This is a genomic window from Rathayibacter sp. VKM Ac-2856, assembly GCF_013205055.1.
Lineage (GTDB): Bacteria > Actinomycetota > Actinomycetes > Actinomycetales > Microbacteriaceae > Rathayibacter.
Window position 1 is genome coordinate 251,613 of record NZ_JABMLF010000001.1, and the last position, 19,471, is coordinate 271,083.

Here is a 19,471-nt window from a genome sequence, read left to right on the forward strand (position 1 = left end):
GTCGAGCCGCCCTCGGAGGGCGTCCTTTTCATGTTGATCGAGTAGCCCTCGCAGAGGGCGTATCGAGATCCACCGTCGTTCGTACGTGGGTCTCGATACGCGCTGCGCGCTACTCGACCAGCATGTTTCCGCTCCGTGCTGGTGGAGCCGCTCTCGCAGAGGGCGTCCGCAGCATGCTGATCGAGTAGCCCTCGGAGAGGGCGTATCGAGATCCACCGTCGTCGATACGTGGGTCTCGATACGCGCTGCGCGCTACTCGACCAGCATGGGGCGCGCGCCGCGCTACTCGACCAGCTGGGGGTCGCGCGGGCGCGCCGGCGCGGCGGCGCCGCGGCGGATGAGCAGCACGCCGATCAGCGCGGCGGCCGCCATCACGCCGGCGCACGCGACGAAGACGCCGGCGAAGCCGCGGACGAGGTCGGGCGCCGTGCCGGCCGCACCGGAGACGGCGAGGAACAGGTTCGTGATCAGAGCGAGGCCGAGCGCGCCTCCGACCTGGGACGCGGCCTGCGACGCGGCACTCGCGGCGCCCGCCTCGTCGCGCGCGACGCCGAGCAGGGCGAGGTTCTGCGCGGCGACGAACACGCCGGACATGCCGACGCCCATCAGCGCGAGGCCGGGGAGCAGCTGCGTCCAGTAGGAGCCGCCCACGGTGATCGTCGCGAGCAGGAGCACCCCGGGGGCGGCGACGGCGGAGGCGATGACGAGGGTCCAGCGCAGGCCGAGGCGGGTGCTGGCGCGGACGAAGACCGGGATGCCCGCCGCGATCCCGACGGCCAGCGGCAGCATCGCCAGCCCGGACAGCAGCGGCCCCACCTCGAGCACCTGCTGGAGGTGCAGCGTCGCGTAGAGCGAGACGGCCGCCATGACCGTCCCGGCGCAGATCTGGATGAGGAGCGCCCCGCCCCGCGACCGGTCCAGCAGGATGCCGAGGGGCAGGACCGGCGAGGCGACCCGTCTCTCCACGAGCACGAACGCCGCGAGCAGGACAGCGCCGGCGGCGAGGGCGGCGATCGTCAGCGGCTCCGGTCGCCCGCCGCCGAGTCCGGTCAGCCCGAAGACGGTGAGCGAGAGCCCGGCGGCGATCAGGAGTGCTCCGGCGACGTCGTAGCCGCGGCGCCCGCCGACGCGGCTCTCCTCGAGGGTCCCGATCGCGAGCACGATCGCGAGGACGCCGACGGGGACGTTGATCAGCAGGCACCAGCGCCAGCCGACCGTCTCGGTGAGCAGCCCGCCCAGGATGAGCCCGAGAGCGGCTCCGCTGGAGGCCACTCCCCCGAGGATCCCGAAGGCGATCGCCCGGATCCGCCCGGTCGGGAAGGCCAGCGTGACGATCGAGAGGGCGGCCGGCGCCATCAGGGCCGCGCCCACGCCCTGGGTGGCACGCGCGAGGACGAACTCGAGCCCGGTCTGGGCGGCCCCTCCCCAGGCGCTGGCGGCGCAGAAGAGGGCGACGCCCGTGACCAGGGTGCGCTTGCGCCCCCAGTAGTCGGCGATCCGCCCGCCGATCAGGAGGGCCGCGCCGAAGGCGAGCGCGTAGGCGGTGACCACCCACTGCCGCCCGACGTCGTCCAGCCCCAGCTCGGCCGCGGCCGAGGGGATCGCGGCGGTCACGATCGTGGTGTCGAGGATGCCGAGCAGATTGACGCTCACCACCGAGGTCAGCACCGAGAGCGCGCGGAAGTCGAGTCGTTCGAGGGTCATGGGCTGGTCTCCGGTGTCATCGACGGAGGTTTCCAGCCTGGATCGCAGTGCGACCGCCCGGTGACGTCACCGGTCCGGAGACGAGTCTACCGTCGGCTCCCCGCGGAGCGCGAGCGGCGCCGCCACGGATCCAGCGGTCAGCCCGTCGGATCCATGGCGGCGACGGGCGGGGCGCCCTGGCCGATCCACCGGGGGAACGAGACCTCGAAGAGCTGGTCGCGGACCGTCTCCGCTGCCCCGACCAGAGGCCCGTCCTCACCGTCGAGGGAGAGGGCGATCCGCAGGTCCCGAGTGGCCGTCGGCGTGGCCAGCTGCCGCACCGAGCGACGGACGCCGGCGAGGTACAGCTCGCCCGCCGAGGCCACGGCTCCGCCGACGACGACGGCCGTCGGGGCCAGGACGCTCACGAGCGGCGCGATCGCCTCGCCGATCAGGACGGACGAGCGCTCGAGGAGCTCTCGCGCCAGGGCGTCGCCCTCCCGTGCGGCGATCGCGAGGTCGACGGGTGCGAGCCCGCCGAGCCCGTCCCGGTGACCGGTGAGGACGGAGCCGCGCCCCTGCGCGAGGGCGACGTGCGCGTCGCGGACGAGCGCCCAGCCCCCCGCCTCGGCCTCGAGGCACCCGGTCCGGCCGCACCGGCAGCGGTGCGTCCCCGTCGGGATGCGCACGTGGCCGAGGTCGCCCGCCGCTCCCGCGGCGCCTCGGTGCGGCACTCCGCGGGAGAGCAGGGCGGCGGTGATCCCCGTGCCGATCGTGACGAGGAGGAGGTCGGCGTCCGCTCCCCACCGGCGGTGCCGCCGTTCCGCGCGGGCGAGCAGGCGGGAGGTGCCGTCGATCCAGACGGGAGCGTGAAAGCGCTCGACCAGAGCGGAGCGGAGATCGATGTCGTCCCGGCGCGACGTCGGCAGCGGAGCGGCGGGCCGTCCGGTGGCGGAGTCGACGGGGCCCGGCAGCCCGATCCCGACACCCCAGACGCGGGAGCGGGCGCCGTGCCGCTCGAGGAGCTCCTCCAGCATCGCCGCCGCCGCGTCGACCGTGCCGCGCGGGCCGAGGTCGCTTTCGCGATCGCGCCGGCTGCTCGCGAGGACGACTCCGTCGAGATCGGTGATCCCGGCGTGCAGCTGCCGCTCCCCCGCCACGCAGACGAGCAGGACCCCCGCGTCGGCGCGGAAGCGCAGGGTCCGCGGCGCTCGGCCGCCGGTGGAGGGGGCGAGCAGCGAGTCCTCGAGGTAGCCCAGCCGCTTCGCCTGCTCGACGCGCTGCGCAATGACGGCCCGGTTCAGTCCGGTCGCCGCCTGGAGCTGCGGCCTGGTCAGCGCCGTCCCGCAGCGGACGAGCTCGACCACGGTCAGAAGGCTCGCGGTCCCCTCGGTCGGCGGGGCGGAGTGGAGCGGAGCGTGGGACATGTCGGTGCGCGTCCTTTCGGGGAGACGGCGGCGGGGAGACGGCGGCGAGCAGCAGGCGGAGGGTGGCGGGGCATCGGGGCGGGGGCTCCCGAGGACGGTGCCGGTCGAGCGCCGGTCAGCCGCTCGAGGCGCAGTGGAGGGCGACCGGACCGGCGATCCCGGACGGCCGGACAGGGGCGTCGGCGCGGTAGACGCCCGCCGCCGGCGCGAACAGCTGCCCGCTGGGGTGACCCGCCTCCTCGATCAGCCGGTTCATCCAGGCGTTCGTCACCCGCACCTCGAGACGGTTCGTCCCCGGCACGAGCGCGGACGAGACGTCGAGGCGCCAGGGGGCCGTCTACAGCAGTCCGCAGTCGACGCCGTTCACGACGATCCGGGCGAGGTCCGCGACGTCGGCGAAGCGGAGCGACGCGGTCTCCGGCACCGCCGCGAGCTCGAAGGTCGTCCGGTAGACCGCGGTCCCCGAGAAGCCGGTCCAGGCGGGTCCGAGCCCGGTCCACGGGAGCGGAGCGCCGTCGACGGCGACCGTCCCGCGTCCCGGAGCGTCGAGGGTCCACCGCCCGTCGAGCTCGTGGCGGACGCCCTCGTCCCCGGAGCCGCTCGCGATAGCGTCGCCGAGTGCGTCCTCCCCCGAGACGAGGAGGATCGACTGCGCGGGCGCGAGATCGAGCGAGGCGGCGCCCGCACCGGTGAGGACCGTGGTCCGGGTGAGGGCGACGGGGTCCCAGGCGACGGTGCGGCACGCGCGCCGGGAGGTGCCGGTGACCGTCACCGGACGAGGGTGCGGATTCGAGACGAACAGCACGTCCAGGTCGCCGACCCGCCGGCGCAGGCGCGGCAGATCGTCGCGGTCCAGGGCCAGGTCCTCCGGTCCGAGCGCGCAGCGGACCGCATCGGCGAGGACCGCGGCGGCGCTCACGGTCGGCAGAGCCCACAGTGCGTCGCGGAGGCGCTCGAACTCGGCTGGGTCGTCGGCGAGGGACGGCGAGCACGCGGGCGGCGCTCCGAGGACGGTCACTCCCTCCCGGGCGAGCTCGCCGATCCGGGTCAGCGCGCGGATCGTCATCCGCTCGCTCGATCCGCCGAGGACCAGTGCGCGGTATCGCACGTCCCCGGCGGCGAGGTCGCCGTCGGCGGCGGTCATCCGCTCCTCGAGCGCCTCGAGGTCGACGTAGTCGGCGGAGATCGACGGCGGCAGCGTCCTGTCCGGGGCGGCGCCGAAGAGGGCCGTCAGCGGCGCCTCCTCGCCGAGGAAGACCGCGACGTCGACCGCCGGCACGCCCTGGTTCAGGATCCAGGAGCACCGGGCGAGGTAGTCGATCCAGGGCCCGGCCTCACCGGCCCAGGTGTCGTGGCGGGTGAAGGCCTGGCCGAGCTGGGGCGCGAGAGGGATCCCGGGCGGGGCGACCTGGGACGGCTGGTGCGGCGAGGTGTGCACGCAGAAGCGGGTGACACCGAGGGCGAGCTCCAGGTCCGCGACGTGCTTCAGGCGTCTCGGGGTGTCGCTCCAGGGGCGCCGGAGAGCCGTCATCGACTCCGCTCCGGTGTGCGACCTGCCCCAGACGTGCGCGACCGAGGAGGCGCCCCGGAGGTCGGCGACGAAGGTGGGGTCCGGCTCGTCCCCGGCGTCGAAGACCCACATCGCCCCCCTCGGGACGTCGGCGTGGCGGCGCATCTGCAGGTCCCCGCCCAGCTGCGGGCGGTTGTCCTCGAGCGCCTCCGCGTAGTGCAGCGCGCGTCGGGAGTGCGCGACGTCGGCGACGGTCGCGTAGTACTCGCTCGAGACGAGGTCCGCGATCGTCCGCCGGTGATCGAAGAGGAAGCGGTCGGTGCGGTCGGAGTCGCCGACCGGGTGGCCCGCGAGCGCCGGGAGCCAGGGCGTGCAGTCGTAGCCGCGCAGCTCGCGGAAGCGCTCGCGCCAGCGCACGCTCACGTTCTGCGCGCCGGACTCGATGCTGTCGCTGAGCAGGGCGTCGATCGCGACCCCGTCGAACAGCGCGAGGTGCTCGTCGAGGTAGCGGCGCACGGCGTCCCCGTCGAGCTTGTCGACCTCGAGACCGGTCGCCGCCGCCGGGGCGGGTCCGTTCGTCGCACCGGTGAGCGACGCACCGAAGCGGAGGATCCGCCAGCGCCCCGCGGGCGGCTGCCAGCGCAGGACACCCGACTCGTCGACCCTGCTCGTCACGTCGATCACGTCGAGCGGATCGATCGCGCTCCCCCGGCCGGGCCGCTCGAGCGCGTAGTAGTCCGGAGCGGCGCCGAACCCGGCCTTGAGCTCCGCCTCGTGGACGCGGACGCCGCTGAAGAGCGCGGCCTGGACGACCGTGACCTCTGGCCGGATCGGCGGCAGCGCCGGCGGCCGCACCCCGGGGGCGAGCGTGGGCAGGGCCGAGCCGGTGCCCGGCTCGACCACCAGTCGGAAGCGCTCGGCCGTCACCGCGTCGAAGGTCACGGTCCGCACCGGGACCCCGCGCGCGGCCGGGCGCTCGACGGGCTCGACCGTGGCGACGCGCCGCCACGCCGAGCCCTCGAGCAGCTCCAGGTGGACGGCGGGCGGCGGCGGCGCTCCGAAGCCGCGCGGAGCGAGGAGGCCGAGCATGAGCGCGGCGACCGTCACCGGCGCGGGGAAGCCGTACTCGATGGCGGGGACGCCGTCGCGGTCCGAGAGATCGAGGACGATCCCGGCGGCGGCGTCCAGGGCGCGGAGGTCGGTGGTCGCCCGACGGCGATCCTCGCCCGCGACGATCTCGACGTGCTCGGGCCGGAGGGCCGCGGCGAGCCCGTCGAGCGGCACGGCGACGACGGCCCACTGCTCCGCGAAGCGCCGATCCGGCGACTGCGCACCCGACGGCAGGCTCTGGAAGGGTCCGGCGACGTCCGGGAGGTCGGCCAGGCGCACCTCGACCGGTCCCGGTCCTTCGACGTCCGTCTCCGACCAGACGATCTTCTTCATCGCGTCCCGTGCCGTGACCCAGGGCGCGCCGGCCGCACTCCAGCCGGCCGACGTCGTCGTGGAGAACTCCAGGCCGAGCTCGTGCGCGAGCCGCGACGCGTGCGCGACGGCGCGCGTCCACTCGGGCGAGCCGTAGGCCACCTCGGCCGGCACCACGAGCGGGGTGCCCATGCCGCCGGAGAACATCTGCACCCCGCGGACGCCGATGCGCTGCAGCCACTCCAGGTCGAGCCGGATGCCCTCCGGGTCGACGTTCCCGTCCATCCAGTGCCACCAGACCCGGGGGCGGGCGTCGTCGCTCGGCGCGAGGAAGCCCTCCCACAGCGCGGCCGCAGCGCCCGGGCCGGAACCGGGCGGACGGTGCTCCCCTGCCGGAGCGGTCACGGCCCGTCCGACCCGCCGACGGCGAGTCCTGCCCCGTGCCGGAAGAGCGGGTCGGCCGTGTCCGAGGGCACGTCCGGCCGGCTCGCCTCGACGGCCGCCATCGATCGCGGCAGCTCGACCGGGAGCCGGCCCTCCGGCGCGACGTCGCCGACGAGGGCGTCGAGCAGGGCGCGGTCCGAGACCCCGAAGCCCGCGGTGAGGGCGGCGACGGCGCCGGAGAACGGCGTCAGGATCGCCGCGCGGTCGAGGTGGACGTCGAGGAGGACGGGCAGGCCGGCCGCGAGCCCGAGCACCCGGTCGACGACCTCGGCGGGGAAGTCCAGCGACCCCTGGTGGGTCTGCTCCTCCAGGAAGTACTGCGACCGGGGCTCGAACGGTGCTGCGAGCCGCACGATCGCGAGGTCCGCGTCGGCGGGGTCGTCGACGACCTCGCCGTACTCGCCGGCGACGGCGGGATCGACGCCGACGACGTGCAGGCGCCGCCCCCGGGCCAGCGGCAGCACCCCGTCGTTCTCGAGGACGACGACGGAGCGGGACTGCGCGCGACGGCCCGCGGCGACGGCCGCAGGCGCGCCGACGCGCTCGGCGACGCGGCTCTCGTCGACGAACGGGTCGTCGAAGAGGCCGAGCCGGAACTTGACCAGGAGCAGCCGCCGGACGGACGCGTCGAGGCGGTCGACGGACACGCGGCCGCTCTCGACCAGCTCGACGACGAGATCGGGCGACGCCTCGCCGCCGAACTGGTCGGCACCCGCCTCGAGGATCCGGAGCACCCGCTCCGAACGGGAGAGGTGCTCCACGCCCCAGGCCTTCGCGGGCCAGCCGAGGCCGCCGATCTCGATGTCGGTGACGAGTGCCCAGTCGGTGAGGACCACCCCGTCGTAGCCCAGCTCCTCCCGGAGCAGGCCGGTGATGATCCGCCGGTTGTAGGAGAAGCCGACCTCCTCGACCGGCTCCCCGTCGAGGACGAGACCGGACGGGAGCGAGTAGTACGGCATGATCGCGCTCGTGCCGGCGGCGATGGCGGCGCGGAACGGCGCGAGGTGCTCCTCGAACCGGCCGCCGGGGTAGACCTGCTCGCGGCCGTAGGGGAAGTGCGGGTCCTCGCCGTCCTTCTGCGGTCCGCCGCCGGGGAAGTGCTTCGTCGTGCACGCCACGCTGTCCGGGCCGAGGACGTCCCCCTGCATCCCGGCGAGGTAGGCCGCGACGAGCTCGGAGGCGAGGCGGGAGTCCGCTCCGAAGGTCTGCAGCTGGCGGGCCCAGCGCGGCTCGGTCGCCAGGTCGACCTGCGGGTGCAGGGCGGCGCGGATGCCGACGGCGACGTACTCCTCGCGGACCGTCTCGGCGAAGGAGCGCACCAGCTCCGGGTCGCCGAGGGCCGCGAGCCCGAGGAACTCGGGCCACTCCGAGAAGGCGCCCGCGCGGAACGCCATCCCCTCGTTCTCCGCGAAGCCGTGGCGGGGGTCACTCGAGAAGGTGATCGGGATGCCGTGCGGAGCCGCGGCCGCCAGCTCCTGCAGCGCGTTCTGCCAGGCGGCCGTCTCCACCGGGTCGTCGATGCGCCCGAGGTTGAAGTGGTTGAGGAACCGCGAGCCGACGACCTCGCGGTGCGTGCCGCCGAGGAAGTGGTCCATCGAGTCGTGGTCGCCGGCCGGGAGCGCCGAGATCACGGTGTGGAAGAGCAGGCCCGCCTTCTCGGCGAGCGACAGCCGGGGCAGCAGATCGTCGGTGCGCTGCTCGGGGGTGAGGCGCGCGTCCTCGTAGGGGTCCATCACCCCGTTGCCGTTGAGGTCGCGGAAGACCGCACCGTCCGACGCCTTCTGCGAATCCCTGGCCATCGTGATCTCCTTGCCATCAGCGCTGATGAGTGACTTCGTCCGGTCACCGCAAAAGGACGATAGCCTAAGGATCGTCTTCAGTGTCGAATCGTCGAAGGGACTCGCATGGCTGCAGAGCGGTTCACGGGATTGGCGGCGGTCCTCGCCACGATCCGCTCCGAGCCCGCCCTCACGCAGGGCGAGCTCACCGATCGGGTCGGCCTCGGCCGCAGCGTGGTGGCCGAGCGGGTCACCGAGCTCGAGGAGGCGCAGCTGCTCGTCACCGGCGGGCTCGCGCCCTCGACCGGCGGGCGCGCGCCCCGGCGCCTGCAGCTGAACCCGCACGCCGGCTTCGTGATCGGCATCGATGTGACGGCCTACGACCTCTTCGTCGCGGCGGCCGATCTGACGGGCAGCATCCTCGGCTCCCGCCACGAGACCATCGACGTCGCCGACGGCCCGGAGGCGGTCCTCACCCGGGTGCGGGCGCTGGCCAACGAGCTGCTCGAGCAGCGCGACTGGGCCGGCGAGCTGCTGGCCGTCGCCGCCGGGATGGCCGGTCCCGTCGCCTTCGACACCGGCACGACCGTGGGTGTCCCGATGCTGCCCGGCTGGGAGGACCACCCGGTCCGCGCGGTGCTCGAGGACGAGTGGGACGTCCCGGTCTGGGTCGACAGCCGGGTGAACCTCCTGGCCCTGGCCGAGACCCGGTCGAACCCCGCCGCCAGGACCGCGAAGAACGCGATCTACTTCGAGTTCGGGGTCGGCTGCGCCGCGTCGCTGATCGTCGACGGACAGCTCTACCGGGGCGCCCACGGGCTCGCCGGGGCGATCGGCCACACGGCGGTCGCCGAGGCGAGCCACGTGATCTGCCGGTGCGGCCGCGTGGGCTGCCTCGAGGCGATCACCAGCGGCTGGGCCATCGCCCGCGACGGCCGCCTCCTCGCCGAGAGCGGGCGCAGTCCGATGCTCGCCCGGGCCCTCGCCGCGAACGGCGAGGTGCGCCCCATCGACGTCACCGCCGCGGCGGAGGGGGGCGACCCGGCCGCCGTCGAGCTCCTCGAGCGGACCTCCGCCCTGCTGGGCAGCAGCATGGCGACCGTCGTCGCCTTCTTCGCCCCTCAACTGCTCATCATCGGCGGAGGGATCGCCCGCGCGGGGGATCTCGCGCTGGCGCCGCTGCGTCGCGCGCTGGAGGCGCGGATCCTGCCGGCTGCCGCCGCGGACCTCCTCGTCGAGCTCCCCGTGCTCGACGAGAACTCCGGCGGCGTCACCGGCGCGATCCAGCTCGCGCTCGAGGAGCTCTTCACCCGGGACCAGCTGCCCCGCCTGCTGAGCTCCGTGTCGCCGCGGTCGGAGCTCTCCGCCTGACCCTTCTGTGCCGATTGCACAGAAGTTCGACCGAATCGCTTGACTTAGACCGGCTCCCGGTAAAAGATCGACTCACACGCGGGACGTCCCTGGACACCGCCCCCTGAATCCCGACCGTCTGAGCCCGACAGCGACGCGGTACCCGCCACCCAGTGCCGCGGGAACGGGCAGAACATCCCTTCAATGACGAGGAGAACCATGCGCAAGCCCATCGCCGTCGCGACGATCGCGATCGCCGCCCTGGCACTGTCCGCCTGCTCAGCCGAGACGGGCGGCGGGAACGGCTCCGGCTCGACCGCCGCGCTCCGGCTGTCCACCATCTCCGCCGTGGAGTCCTTCGCTCCCGGCGTCTTCGGGACCGGCCCGGTGACGATCGCCCTCGAGCCGGTCTACGACTCGCTCTTCCGCAACGACGACGAGGGCGTGCCCGGCGCGCACATCGCGACCGAGTGGAGCTACGACGACACGAACACGGTCCTCAGCCTGACCCTCCGCGACGACGTGACCTTCACCGACGGGACCGCCCTCGACGCGGACGCCGTGAAGCAGAACCTCGACTCCGCTCGGACCCAGTCCGGCGAGTCCGGCGGCCAGCTCCGCTTCCTCTCCTCCGTCGACGTGGTCGACGCCACGCACCTCACCATCACCCTCACCGCGCCGGACCCGTCGCTGCTGAGCAACCTCGGCGGCACGGCCGGCATGCTCGCCAGCCCGGCGGCCCTCGGCTCCCCCGAGCTGGCCACCGTGCCGGTCGGATCCGGCCCCTACGAGTACGACGAGGCTCAGAGCCAGGCGGGGACGACCTACGTCTACGACCGCAACGAGGACTACTGGGACAAGGACGCCTACCCCTACGACTCCGTCACGGTGACCGTCTACAACGACGCGACGTCGGTGATCAACTCCCTCCGCTCCGGTCAGCTGGACTCCGGCGTCGTGGACGCGAAGGAGGTCGCCGGGCTCGAGTCCGCCGGCCTGAAGACGACCGCCGCGCCGGCCTACACGACCAGCGGCCTCTTCCTCTTCGACCGCGCCGGGACCCTGGTCCCCGCGCTCGGCGACGTCCGGGTGCGCCAGGCCATCAACTACGCGCTCGACCGCTCGGCCTTCGCCGACCAGGTCTTCGGCGGAGAGGCCACCGCGACGGACCAGATGTTCAGCGCCGACAGCGCCGCGTACGACCCCGCGCTCGAGGACGTCTACCCCTACGACGTCGACAAGGCGAAGGCGCTCCTCGCCGAGGCCGGCTACGCGGACGGCTTCGACCTCCCGATGCCCGACGTCTCGGTCGTCTTCCCGGCCCAGCAGGCAGCCGTCACCGAGGCGCTGACCGCCATCGGCATCCGCCCCCAGTACCAGCCCGTCAACGGCGCCACCTTCATCTCGGACCTGCTCTCGGCCAAGTACCCCGCCGCGATCTTCGGCCTGAACACCTTCCGCCCGTGGGACGTCGCCCAGCTCTCCATGACCTCGCAGTCCGTCTGGAACACGTTCAAGACCGACGACGCGACCGTGAACGACCTGATCACGGCCGCCCAGACGCAGACCGGCGACGAGCAGGACGCGACCTTCAAGGAGCTCAACTCCTACATCGTCGAGCAGGCCTGGTACGCCCCCTACGCCCAGCAGAACAACGTCTACGCGACCTCGTCGAGCATCTCGATCACGCCGCAGAAGTACCTGACCTCCATCCCCCTCTGGAACTACGCCCCGGCGTCCTGACGGACGGGCCGGCGCCCTCGCGGGCGCCGGCCCCCTCCCCCTTCCGTTCCGACCCTGGAGCCGTCCCATGCTGATGTTCCTGCTGCGCCGCGTCGGCGCCGGACTCGTCCTGCTCTTCGTGATCGCCTCGGCGACCTTCTTCCTCCTGAACCTCGCCGGCCAGGACCCGGCCCGCCAGGTCCTCGGACCGGTCGCGACGGCCGCCCAGGTCGACGCGAAGCGGGCCGAGCTCGGACTCGACCAGCCGGTCCTCGCCCGCTACGGCGAGTGGCTGCTGTCGGCCCTGCGCGGAGACCTCGGCGTCTCCTGGTTCTCGAACCAGCCCGTCACCGTCCTCCTCGGGCAGGCGCTCCCCGCGACGCTCTCGATCGTCCTCGGCTCGGTGCTCGTCACCGCCCTGGTCGGGACCCTGATCGGCGCCTCCGCCGCCGTGCGCGGCGGGTTCATCGACCGCGGCCTGCAGCTCGTCTCCACCTTCGTGCAGGCGATCCCGAACTTCCTCGTGGCGCTGATCCTCGCCTTCCTGTTCGCGGTCCAGCTGCGCGTCTTCCCGGCCACCGGGTTCACCTCGTTCACGAGCAGCCCCTCGGGCTGGGCCGCCTCGATCGTGCTCCCCGTGATCGCCCTCGCCGTCGGCTCCATCGCCGCCGTCGCCCTCCAGGTCCGCGGCTCGATGATCGACGTCCTTCGGCTCGACTACATCCGCACCCTCCGGGGACGGGGTCTGCCCGCCGGCAGCGTCCTGTTCCGCCACGCTCTGCGGAACGCGGCTCCCCCCTCGCTCACGACGCTCTCGCTGATGTTCATCGTGGCGATCTCCGGCTCGGTCGTCGTCGAGAAGGTCTTCAACATCCCGGGCATCGGCACCTCCGCCAACATCGCGGCCAGCCGTGGCGACCTGCCGATCGTGCTCGGAGTCGTGATCGTGACCGTCGTCCTCGTCGTCCTCGTCAATCTCCTCGTCGACCTGGCGCAGGGCTGGCTCAACCCGAAGGTGCGTGTCTCATGACCGAAGGCCTCGTCACGACCGGACCGGTCCGGCAGCGCCGCGCACCGCGGCCCGTCCGCCGCGGATTCCTCCCCCGCCTGCTGCGCGACCCCGGAGCCGTCGTCTCCGTCCTCTTCCTCCTCGCCGTCGTCGTCCTCGGGATCTGCGCTCCGCTGCTCACCCCGTACGACCCGGTCGAGTCGCGCCTCGCGGACGTCCTCGCCCCGCCCTTCACCGCGGCTCACCCGCTCGGCGCCGACGGCGTCGGACGCGACATCCTCGCCGGCCTGCTCTACGGCGCGCAGACCAGCATCCTCTGCGGCCTGATCGTGGTCGGCGTCGCCCTCGCCATCGGCGTGCCGACCGGCCTCGCCGCCGGCTACTACCGCGGCTGGATCGACGGCGTCACCTCCTGGATCGCCGGAGCGCTGCTCTCGCTGCCCGCGATCATCGTGCTGCTGGTCGTGCTGGCCAGGGTCGGCCGGAGCACCTTCCTCGCCCTCGCCGTCTTCGGGGTGCTGATCGCCCCCGCCGTCTACCAGCTCGTGCGCACCTCGGTCCGCGGAGTCCGCGAGGAGCTCTACGTGGACGCCGCGAAGGTCTCGGGGCTCCGCGACTCGCGGATCCTGCGCCGCCACATCCTCCCCGTCGTGGTCAAGCCGACCATCGTCCAGGCGGCGCTGCTGGCGAGCGCCGGCATCGGCATCGAGGCCGGCATCGCCTTCCTCGGGCTCGGCTCCAGCGACCGGGCGAGCTGGGGGCTGATGCTCAACGACGCCGCGCAGAACGTCTACAACGCACCGATCCTCCTGATCTGGCCGAGCGCGGCGCTGATCCTGACGGTCATGGCGTTCTCGATCCTCGGCAACGGCCTGCGCGATGCGCTGTCCGACGTCGGCACGGTCCGCGCCAAGCGCTCGCGCTCCGCGGCGGCCCTCGTCCCGCCGACCGCGGCCATCCGGACCTACAACCCCATCACCGTGCCCACTGCCATCGGCACGAGCGACTCCCTGCTGGAGCTCTCCGAGCTGCGGGTCGCCTACCCCCGCGCCGAGGGCGGCGAGTCCGAGGTCGTCCGCGGCGTCTCCCTGACCCTCAAGCGCGGTGAGATCCTCGGCCTGGTCGGCGAGTCCGGATCGGGGAAGTCGCAGACCGCCTTCTCCCTCCTCGGCCTCCTCCCCCGCCAGGCGCGGATGACGGCGGACCGGATGACCTTCGACGGCCTCGACCTGCTCTCGATGTCGGCCGCCCAGCGGAACAGCATCCGCGGGAAGCGCATCGGGTACATCCCGCAGGAGCCGATGAGCAACCTCGACCCGTCGTTCCGCCTCGGGTTCCAGCTGACCGAGCCGATGCGGCACCACCTCGGACTCTCGAGCAGCGCCGCGCGCACCTCCGCCCTGGAGCTGCTCGACCGGGTCGGCATCCGCGATCCCGAGCGCGTCTTCCACTCGTACCCGCACGAGATCTCGGGAGGAATGGCGCAGCGCGTCCTCATCGCCGGCGCCGTCTCCTGCAACCCCGACCTGCTCATCGCGGACGAGCCCACCACCGCGCTCGACGTCACCGTGCAGGCCGACGTCCTCGACCTGCTGCGCAGCCTCCAGGCCGAGCGCGGGATGGCCGTCCTCCTCGTCACCCACAACTTCGGCGTCGTCGCCGATCTGTGCGACAAGGTCGCCGTGATGCAGGCCGGAGAGGTCATCGAGGCCGCGACGGCCGACGCCCTCTTCTCGGCTCCCCGACACGACTACACCAAGACGCTGCTCGCCGCGATGCTCGAGGACGCCCCGCTGCGGACTCCGATCAGCGCGACGACCCGCGCGACCGGAACGGACGGAACCCCGGCATGACCACGCAGAAGCCCGCGTCGGGCACCGCCGGCACCCCGGTCCTCGAGGTGAAGGACCTGGTCGTGGAGTACCCGGGCCGCCTGGGCCGCCGCTCCGCCTTCCGCGCCCTGCACGGGATCGACATGACCATCGCCCCCGGCGAGACCGTCGGCCTCGTCGGCGAGTCGGGGTCGGGCAAGAGCACGCTCGGCCGCGCGGTCCTCGGGCTCGCGCCGATCACCGAGGGCAGCGTCCGGTTCGAGGGGACGGACATCACGAGGATCGGCCGGAACGCCCGTCGGGGTCTCAGCCGGGACCTGCAGGTGGTGTTCCAGGACCCGTACACCTCGTTGAACCCCGCGATGACGGTCAGCGACATCCTCACCGAGCCGCTGCTCGTCTCCGGCTCCACCCGGAAGGACGCCGGGACGCGCGTCACGGCGCTGCTCGACCAGGTGCACCTGCCTGCCGACGCGGCCGGCCGCTACCCGCGGGAGTTCTCCGGCGGCCAGCGCCAGCGCATCGCCATCGCCCGGGCCCTCTGCCTCGACCCCAAGCTCATCGTCTGCGACGAGCCCGTCAGCGCTCTCGACCTCTCGACCCAGGCGCGGGTGCTGGACCTCTTCATCGAGATCCAGGAGCGCACCGGGGTCGCGTACCTCTTCGTCACCCACGACCTCGCCGTGGTCCGGCACATCAGCCACCGCGTGGCTGTGATGCGCCGGGGCGAGATCGTCGAGTCGGGCGACGTCGACCAGGTGACCTCCCGTCCGGTCCACCCCTACACCCAGGCGCTGCTGCTGGCGGCGCCGGTGCCGGACCCCGCCCGGCAGGCCCAGCGCCGCTCGGAGCGCCGCCGCTTCCTCGACGAGCAGAAGGCTGCTCCCGGGGACGCCCCGATCACGGCCTGACCGGCCGTCGAACACGTCATCGGGACCGCCCGCTCGGAGCGGTCCTCTGCACAGATCAGGAGAAGAACCATGCTCGAGAGAGAGCTCATCCAGACCCGGGGCGTCCGGAACATCGAGGAGGACGGTGCCGTCACCGGCTTCCAGTTCACGCTGCGGATGCCCAACTACCGGGGCGTCTGGGGCAGCCTGATCGACGGCGTCGACGTCACCGTCGGCGACCTGTCCTGGGACCGCGAGGTCCCCCGCTGGACCCTCCAGGGCCGCGAGTTCAGCATCCAGGAGCTCCGCGCGACCGATGCCGAGGTCCGCTGGCAGCTGGACGAGGTCGCGACCATCACGGTCCCCCACCCCGGCGGACTCCCCGTCGGCGTGCACGACCTCGCCGTGGACATCGCGATCCACGCCCCCTACATTCCGGCGGAGTTCCAGCCGTCGGTGTTCCACTCCGAGCGGAAGGTCACGATCGTCGCATGAGCGCTGCACTGAAGTACGGGGTGTCCCTGTACAGCTACACCGGTGACATGAACACCGTCCTCACCCTCGAGGACGCCTTCGCCGAGATCGCCGACCTCGGCGCGACCGGCATCGAGATCCTCGGCGAGGGCAACATCAGCGGGTACCCGACTCCGGGGACCGCGTGGATCGACGAGTGGCAGCGCCTCCTGGAGTCGTACCGCCTCGAGCCGACGAACTACGGCTCGTGGATCGACTCCCGGCTGTGGCGCGACCGCGACCTCTCGGCCGACCAGGGCGCACGGATGCTCGCGGCCGACCTCCGGCTCGCGTCGACGCTCGGCTTCACCACCATCCGGCCCAAGATCGGCGTCATCGCGATGGACCTCACGCCGCACCCCATCTGGGAGGAGGTCGTCGAGCGCAACCTCGACCTCGCGCACGAGCTCGGGCTCATCATCTGCCCGGAGATCCACGCGCCCACCCCGATCAAGCACCCGGTGGTCGACGAGTACCTCGCCTTCATCGAGCGCACCGGCTCGCCGAACTTCCGGCTCATGCTCGACACCGGCATCTTCCAGCGGACCATCACGACCGCGAAGCACGACGGGCTGAGCGAGGAGGCCGTCGACGAGGGCTGGCGGAAGCCCCTCGCCGTCCCGATGTCGGACCTCGCGGAGGTGCTGCCCTACACCGCCTTCATCCAGACGAAGTTCTTCGACATCGACGAGGACCTCGTCGACCAGCAGATCCCGTGGGAGGAGATCATGCGGACCCTGATCGACAACGAGTGGTCCGGCTACCTCTCCAGCGAGTACGAGGGCGACCGGCTCCCCTACCGCTCCATCGAGCAGGTCCGCCGCCAGCACGCCCTGCTGCACTCGATCGAGGACCGGCTCACCGCATGACCGCGTCCGACCAGCGTCCCGTGGTCCCCGGGTTCCACCCGGATCCGTCGGTCTGCGTCGTGGACGGCGTCGCCTACCTCGCGAACTCGACCTTCGAGTACGCGCCGGGAGTGCCGATCCACGCGTCGACGGACTTCCGGACCTGGACGCTGGTCGGACACGCCCTGCACCGCCCGGACCAGCTGCCCCTGACCGGGACCGGGCCCTCCGGCGGGATCTTCGCGCCTACGCTCCGCCACCACGACGGACGCTTCTGGATGATCACGACCAACGTCGCCGACGAGCAGGGGCAGGTGCTCGTCACCGCCGAGGACGCCGCCGGCCCCTGGTCCGAGGCGATCCGCATCCCGGGCATCGACGGCATCGACCCGGACATCGCCTGGGGCGAGGACGGCACCTGCTACGTGACCTACGCGGGTCGCACCGGGATCGTCCAGGTCGAGATCGACCCCGCCACCGGGGAGGTCCTGACCGAGCCGCGGCTGCTCTGGTCGGGCACCGGCGGGAAGTTCCCGGAGGGGCCGCACCTGCTCGAGCACGACGGGCACTGGTATCTGCTCATCGCCGAGGGCGGCACCGAGCGCGGGCACTCCGTCTCGATCGCCCGCGGCCCGTCCCCGTCGGGACCCTTCACCGGTGCTCCCACCAACCCGATCCTGACCAGGCGCGGGACGTCGTCCTCGGTGCAGAGCACCGGGCACTCGGAACTGGTCGAGACCGCACCCGGGGTGTGGGCGCTCGTCTACCTGGCCGTCCGGCCCCGCGGGAGCAGCCCCGAGTGGCACGTCCTCGGCCGGGAGACCTTCGCCTCGGCCGTCGAGTGGGTCGACGGCTGGCCCGTCGTCGGGGAGCCGATCGAGCAGCCCGCGCAGCCGAGCCGGGAGACCCTGGTGCGGGGCGAGGCGCTGCCGCCGACCTGGGTGGGCGACGAGGTGTTCCCCGCCGACGTGGTCGAGTCCTCCGACCGCGGATGGACGCTCACGGCCTCCGGGAGCGAGGAGGTCTTCGTCGGACGCCGGCAGGACCGGCTGTTCTTCGCCGCCCGCGCCGCCCTCACCACGACCGGCGAGGCCGCTCTGACGCTGCGGATCGACCGCCGCCACCGGTTCCGGCTCGAGCTCGAGGGCGATCGCCTGAGGACCGTGCTCGTGGTCGGCGGCCACCGCGTCGTCCTCGACGAGCGGGCGTCGATCGCCGGCGCCGAGTACGAGATCCGCACGCTCCCCGTCGAGGGCGGCTTCTTCGAGGCGCGCGGCCCCGACCACGTGGTCGGCGGCGTCGTCGTGGACGGGGTCGTCACCGAGACGGGACGCGCCGACGGCCGCTACCTCTCCACCGAGGTGGCGGGCGGGATGACCGGGCGCCTCATCGGCATCGAGGCCGGCGTCGGAACGGCCGAGCTGACCGCCTTCAGGTACGTCGGATCCGACGAGCCGCTCGCCGAGCCGTTCCTCGCCGAGCCGTTCCCCGTCGAGCAGCTCGAGGAGACGACCGTCAGTTGAACGCCCCGGCGTAGCGCTGCAGCGCCGTCGCGTGGCCGAACGGCACGCCCTCGCCGACCCACTGGGTCAGGCCGGCGGGGGCGAGCACGTTCTCGATCGCCAGCAGCGCCGCCCCGGTGACGCCCTCCAGCTGATCCAGGCTCGCCGCGCGGATGACGAGGCGCTCGGCGACCAGATCGGTGCAGCCGGACCGGACGGCGTCGGTCACCAGATCGACGAAGTACTCGCCGCCCCGCAGGACGCCGCCGCCGATCGCGACGACCCCCGGGTTCAGCACGTTCACGAGATTCGCGACCACCCCGGCCACGATGCGGCCCGCGCTCGTCAGCAGCTCCATCGAGAGCGGATCGCCCTCGAGAGCGGCTCGCCCGAGATCACCGAGAGCGAGGGCGTCGCCCCGGTCGACGACCTCCGCGAGGAGCGGGCTCTCCCGGGCGCGATCCTGTGCGGCGTGGAGGAGCGACCATCCGCTCGCGACGGCCTCGAGGCAGCCCACCCGACCGCAGCGGCAGACCGCGGCGGGGTCGTCGGACACCTTCACATGGCCGATGTCGCCGGCGCCGCCCCGCTCGCCGCGGATCAGGCGCCCGCGGATGATCATCCCGGCGCCGACGCCCGTGCCCACCTTCACGAACAGCATGTCCCGGCCGTCGCGGTGCGCTCCCGCCGCCCACTCGCCCAGCGCCATCAGGTTCACGTCGTTGTCGACCCAGACCGGGGCGTCGTAGTGGTCGCGGAACCACGCGCGCACGTTGACGTCGTGCCAGCCGGGCATGATCGGCGGCGCGACGAGGCGCCCGGAGCCGTACTCCACCGGGCCGGGGACGCCGATCACGATCCCCCACGGCCGCGACACCCCGGCACTCGCGGCGACCCGCTCGAACTGCAGGCGCACGCGCTCCAGGGTCTCCTGCGGGCCGTTCGCGACGCTCCAGTCCTCGTGCCCGGTCGCGAGCAGCGTGCCGGAGAGATCGGAGACGGCCACGGTGAACTCGGACGCGCCGATCACCGCGGCGAAGACGTGCCCGGCGTCGGCGGCGAAGTGCAGCGTCCGGGCCTGGCGGCCGCCCTCCGACGGGGCCAGCCCGCCCTCGCCCAGCAGTCCCAGCGCGAGAGCCTGCTCGACGCGCTGGGTCACGATCTTCCGGCTCAGGCCGCTCGCCGCGACGAGCTCCGGCCGCGTCGCCGCGCGGCCGGTGCGCACGAGCTCGATGATCGCCGCGAGCGGAGCCGCCTCGAGGGCCGGGGCGACCGAGCCGGCGGGGACGTCGAAGCCGCCGAGAAGGGAGGCGGCGTGCTCCGCGGGCGTCGTCGTCGTCGTGTCCACGGTCACTGCGTCCTCCTGGGTTCCCTCCGAGCATAAGTGCTGCATCCGCGGTAGGTCGCGACAGGGCCGTCGCGGCGCCGGATCCGGCCGGAAAACGGGGTCGGCTCTTGCGCTTAGGTGCGAATCGCACATAAGTTGGTCGACGACCGATGGGGCTCGACCGGCTCGTCGGCACGGCTTCCGAAAGGCTCGA

14 protein-coding genes are annotated in these 19,471 nt (G+C 73.1%); 8 read left to right on the forward strand and 6 right to left on the reverse strand.

All coding sequences use genetic code 11. The annotated features are described in order from the left end of the window. Nucleotides 1-282 precede the first annotated feature (282 nt). The 5 genes from HQQ82_RS01205 to HQQ82_RS01225 form a co-directional block, all read right to left on the reverse strand. The gene (locus tag HQQ82_RS01205; protein WP_173231278.1) at nucleotides 283-1,704 is read right to left on the reverse strand and encodes an MFS transporter; all 1,422 of its coding nucleotides are present in this window, start codon (nucleotides 1,702-1,704) and stop codon (nucleotides 283-285) included. Nucleotides 1,705-1,841: 137 nt separating this feature from the next. After that, complete coding sequence (locus HQQ82_RS01210; RefSeq protein WP_173231279.1) at nucleotides 1,842-3,110, reverse strand: ROK family protein; 1,269 nt, start codon at nucleotides 3,108-3,110, stop codon at nucleotides 1,842-1,844. 115 nt (nucleotides 3,111-3,225) lie between these two features. Next, nucleotides 3,226-3,411 carry a hypothetical protein gene (locus HQQ82_RS01215; protein WP_173231280.1) on the reverse strand — a complete coding sequence of 62 codons (186 nt, stop codon included), beginning with the start codon at nucleotides 3,409-3,411 and terminating at the stop codon, nucleotides 3,226-3,228. A 36-nt stretch (nucleotides 3,412-3,447) separates the two neighbouring features. Next, nucleotides 3,448-6,447 carry a glycosyl hydrolase gene (locus HQQ82_RS01220; RefSeq protein WP_173231281.1) on the reverse strand — a complete coding sequence of 1,000 codons (3,000 nt, stop codon included), beginning with the start codon at nucleotides 6,445-6,447 and terminating at the stop codon, nucleotides 3,448-3,450. Then, nucleotides 6,444-8,285 (reverse strand): glycoside hydrolase family 3 protein, encoded by a 1,842-nt coding sequence (locus HQQ82_RS01225; protein WP_173231282.1) that lies wholly within the window; start codon nucleotides 8,283-8,285, stop codon nucleotides 6,444-6,446. The genes HQQ82_RS01220 and HQQ82_RS01225 overlap by 4 nt, the downstream gene beginning before the upstream one ends. Nucleotides 8,286-8,390: 105 nt before the next feature. Here HQQ82_RS01225 and HQQ82_RS01230 point away from each other — a divergent pair, with 105 nt between their 5' ends. From HQQ82_RS01230 to HQQ82_RS01260, 8 genes are all read left to right on the forward strand, one after another. Next, complete coding sequence (locus HQQ82_RS01230; protein WP_173231283.1) at nucleotides 8,391-9,635, forward strand: ROK family transcriptional regulator; 1,245 nt, start codon at nucleotides 8,391-8,393, stop codon at nucleotides 9,633-9,635. Nucleotides 9,636-9,833: 198 nt separating this feature from the next. After that, nucleotides 9,834-11,357: an ABC transporter substrate-binding protein gene (locus HQQ82_RS01235; RefSeq protein ID WP_173231284.1), complete on the forward strand. Its 1,524-nt coding sequence runs from the start codon at nucleotides 9,834-9,836 to the stop codon at nucleotides 11,355-11,357. A gap of 67 nt (nucleotides 11,358-11,424) precedes the next feature. Beyond that, nucleotides 11,425-12,366: an ABC transporter permease gene (locus HQQ82_RS01240; protein WP_173231285.1), complete on the forward strand. Its 942-nt coding sequence runs from the start codon at nucleotides 11,425-11,427 to the stop codon at nucleotides 12,364-12,366. Next, the gene (locus tag HQQ82_RS01245; RefSeq protein ID WP_173231286.1) at nucleotides 12,363-14,198 is read left to right on the forward strand and encodes a dipeptide/oligopeptide/nickel ABC transporter permease/ATP-binding protein; all 1,836 of its coding nucleotides are present in this window, start codon (nucleotides 12,363-12,365) and stop codon (nucleotides 14,196-14,198) included. Before HQQ82_RS01240 ends, HQQ82_RS01245 begins: the two co-directional genes overlap by 4 nt. Next, on the forward strand, nucleotides 14,195-15,088 hold the full coding sequence (locus HQQ82_RS01250; protein ID WP_173231287.1) for an ATP-binding cassette domain-containing protein: 894 nt from the start codon (nucleotides 14,195-14,197) through the stop codon (nucleotides 15,086-15,088). The genes HQQ82_RS01245 and HQQ82_RS01250 overlap by 4 nt, the downstream gene beginning before the upstream one ends. Before the next feature lie 69 nt (nucleotides 15,089-15,157). Beyond that, nucleotides 15,158-15,562: a DUF6379 domain-containing protein gene (locus HQQ82_RS19680; RefSeq protein WP_254071157.1), complete on the forward strand. Its 405-nt coding sequence runs from the start codon at nucleotides 15,158-15,160 to the stop codon at nucleotides 15,560-15,562. Then, nucleotides 15,559-16,449 carry a sugar phosphate isomerase/epimerase gene (locus HQQ82_RS01255; RefSeq protein ID WP_254071158.1) on the forward strand — a complete coding sequence of 297 codons (891 nt, stop codon included), beginning with the start codon at nucleotides 15,559-15,561 and terminating at the stop codon, nucleotides 16,447-16,449. The genes HQQ82_RS19680 and HQQ82_RS01255 overlap by 4 nt, the downstream gene beginning before the upstream one ends. Next, nucleotides 16,446-17,951, forward strand: coding sequence for a glycoside hydrolase family 43 protein (locus tag HQQ82_RS01260; protein WP_173231288.1), 1,506 nt, complete (start codon nucleotides 16,446-16,448; stop codon nucleotides 17,949-17,951). Before HQQ82_RS01255 ends, HQQ82_RS01260 begins: the two co-directional genes overlap by 4 nt. Here the strand turns inward: HQQ82_RS01260 and HQQ82_RS01265 are convergent. Next, nucleotides 17,944-19,284 carry an ROK family protein gene (locus HQQ82_RS01265; protein ID WP_173231289.1) on the reverse strand — a complete coding sequence of 447 codons (1,341 nt, stop codon included), beginning with the start codon at nucleotides 19,282-19,284 and terminating at the stop codon, nucleotides 17,944-17,946. The genes HQQ82_RS01260 and HQQ82_RS01265 overlap by 8 nt on opposite strands. Nucleotides 19,285-19,471: the final 187 nt, after the last annotated feature.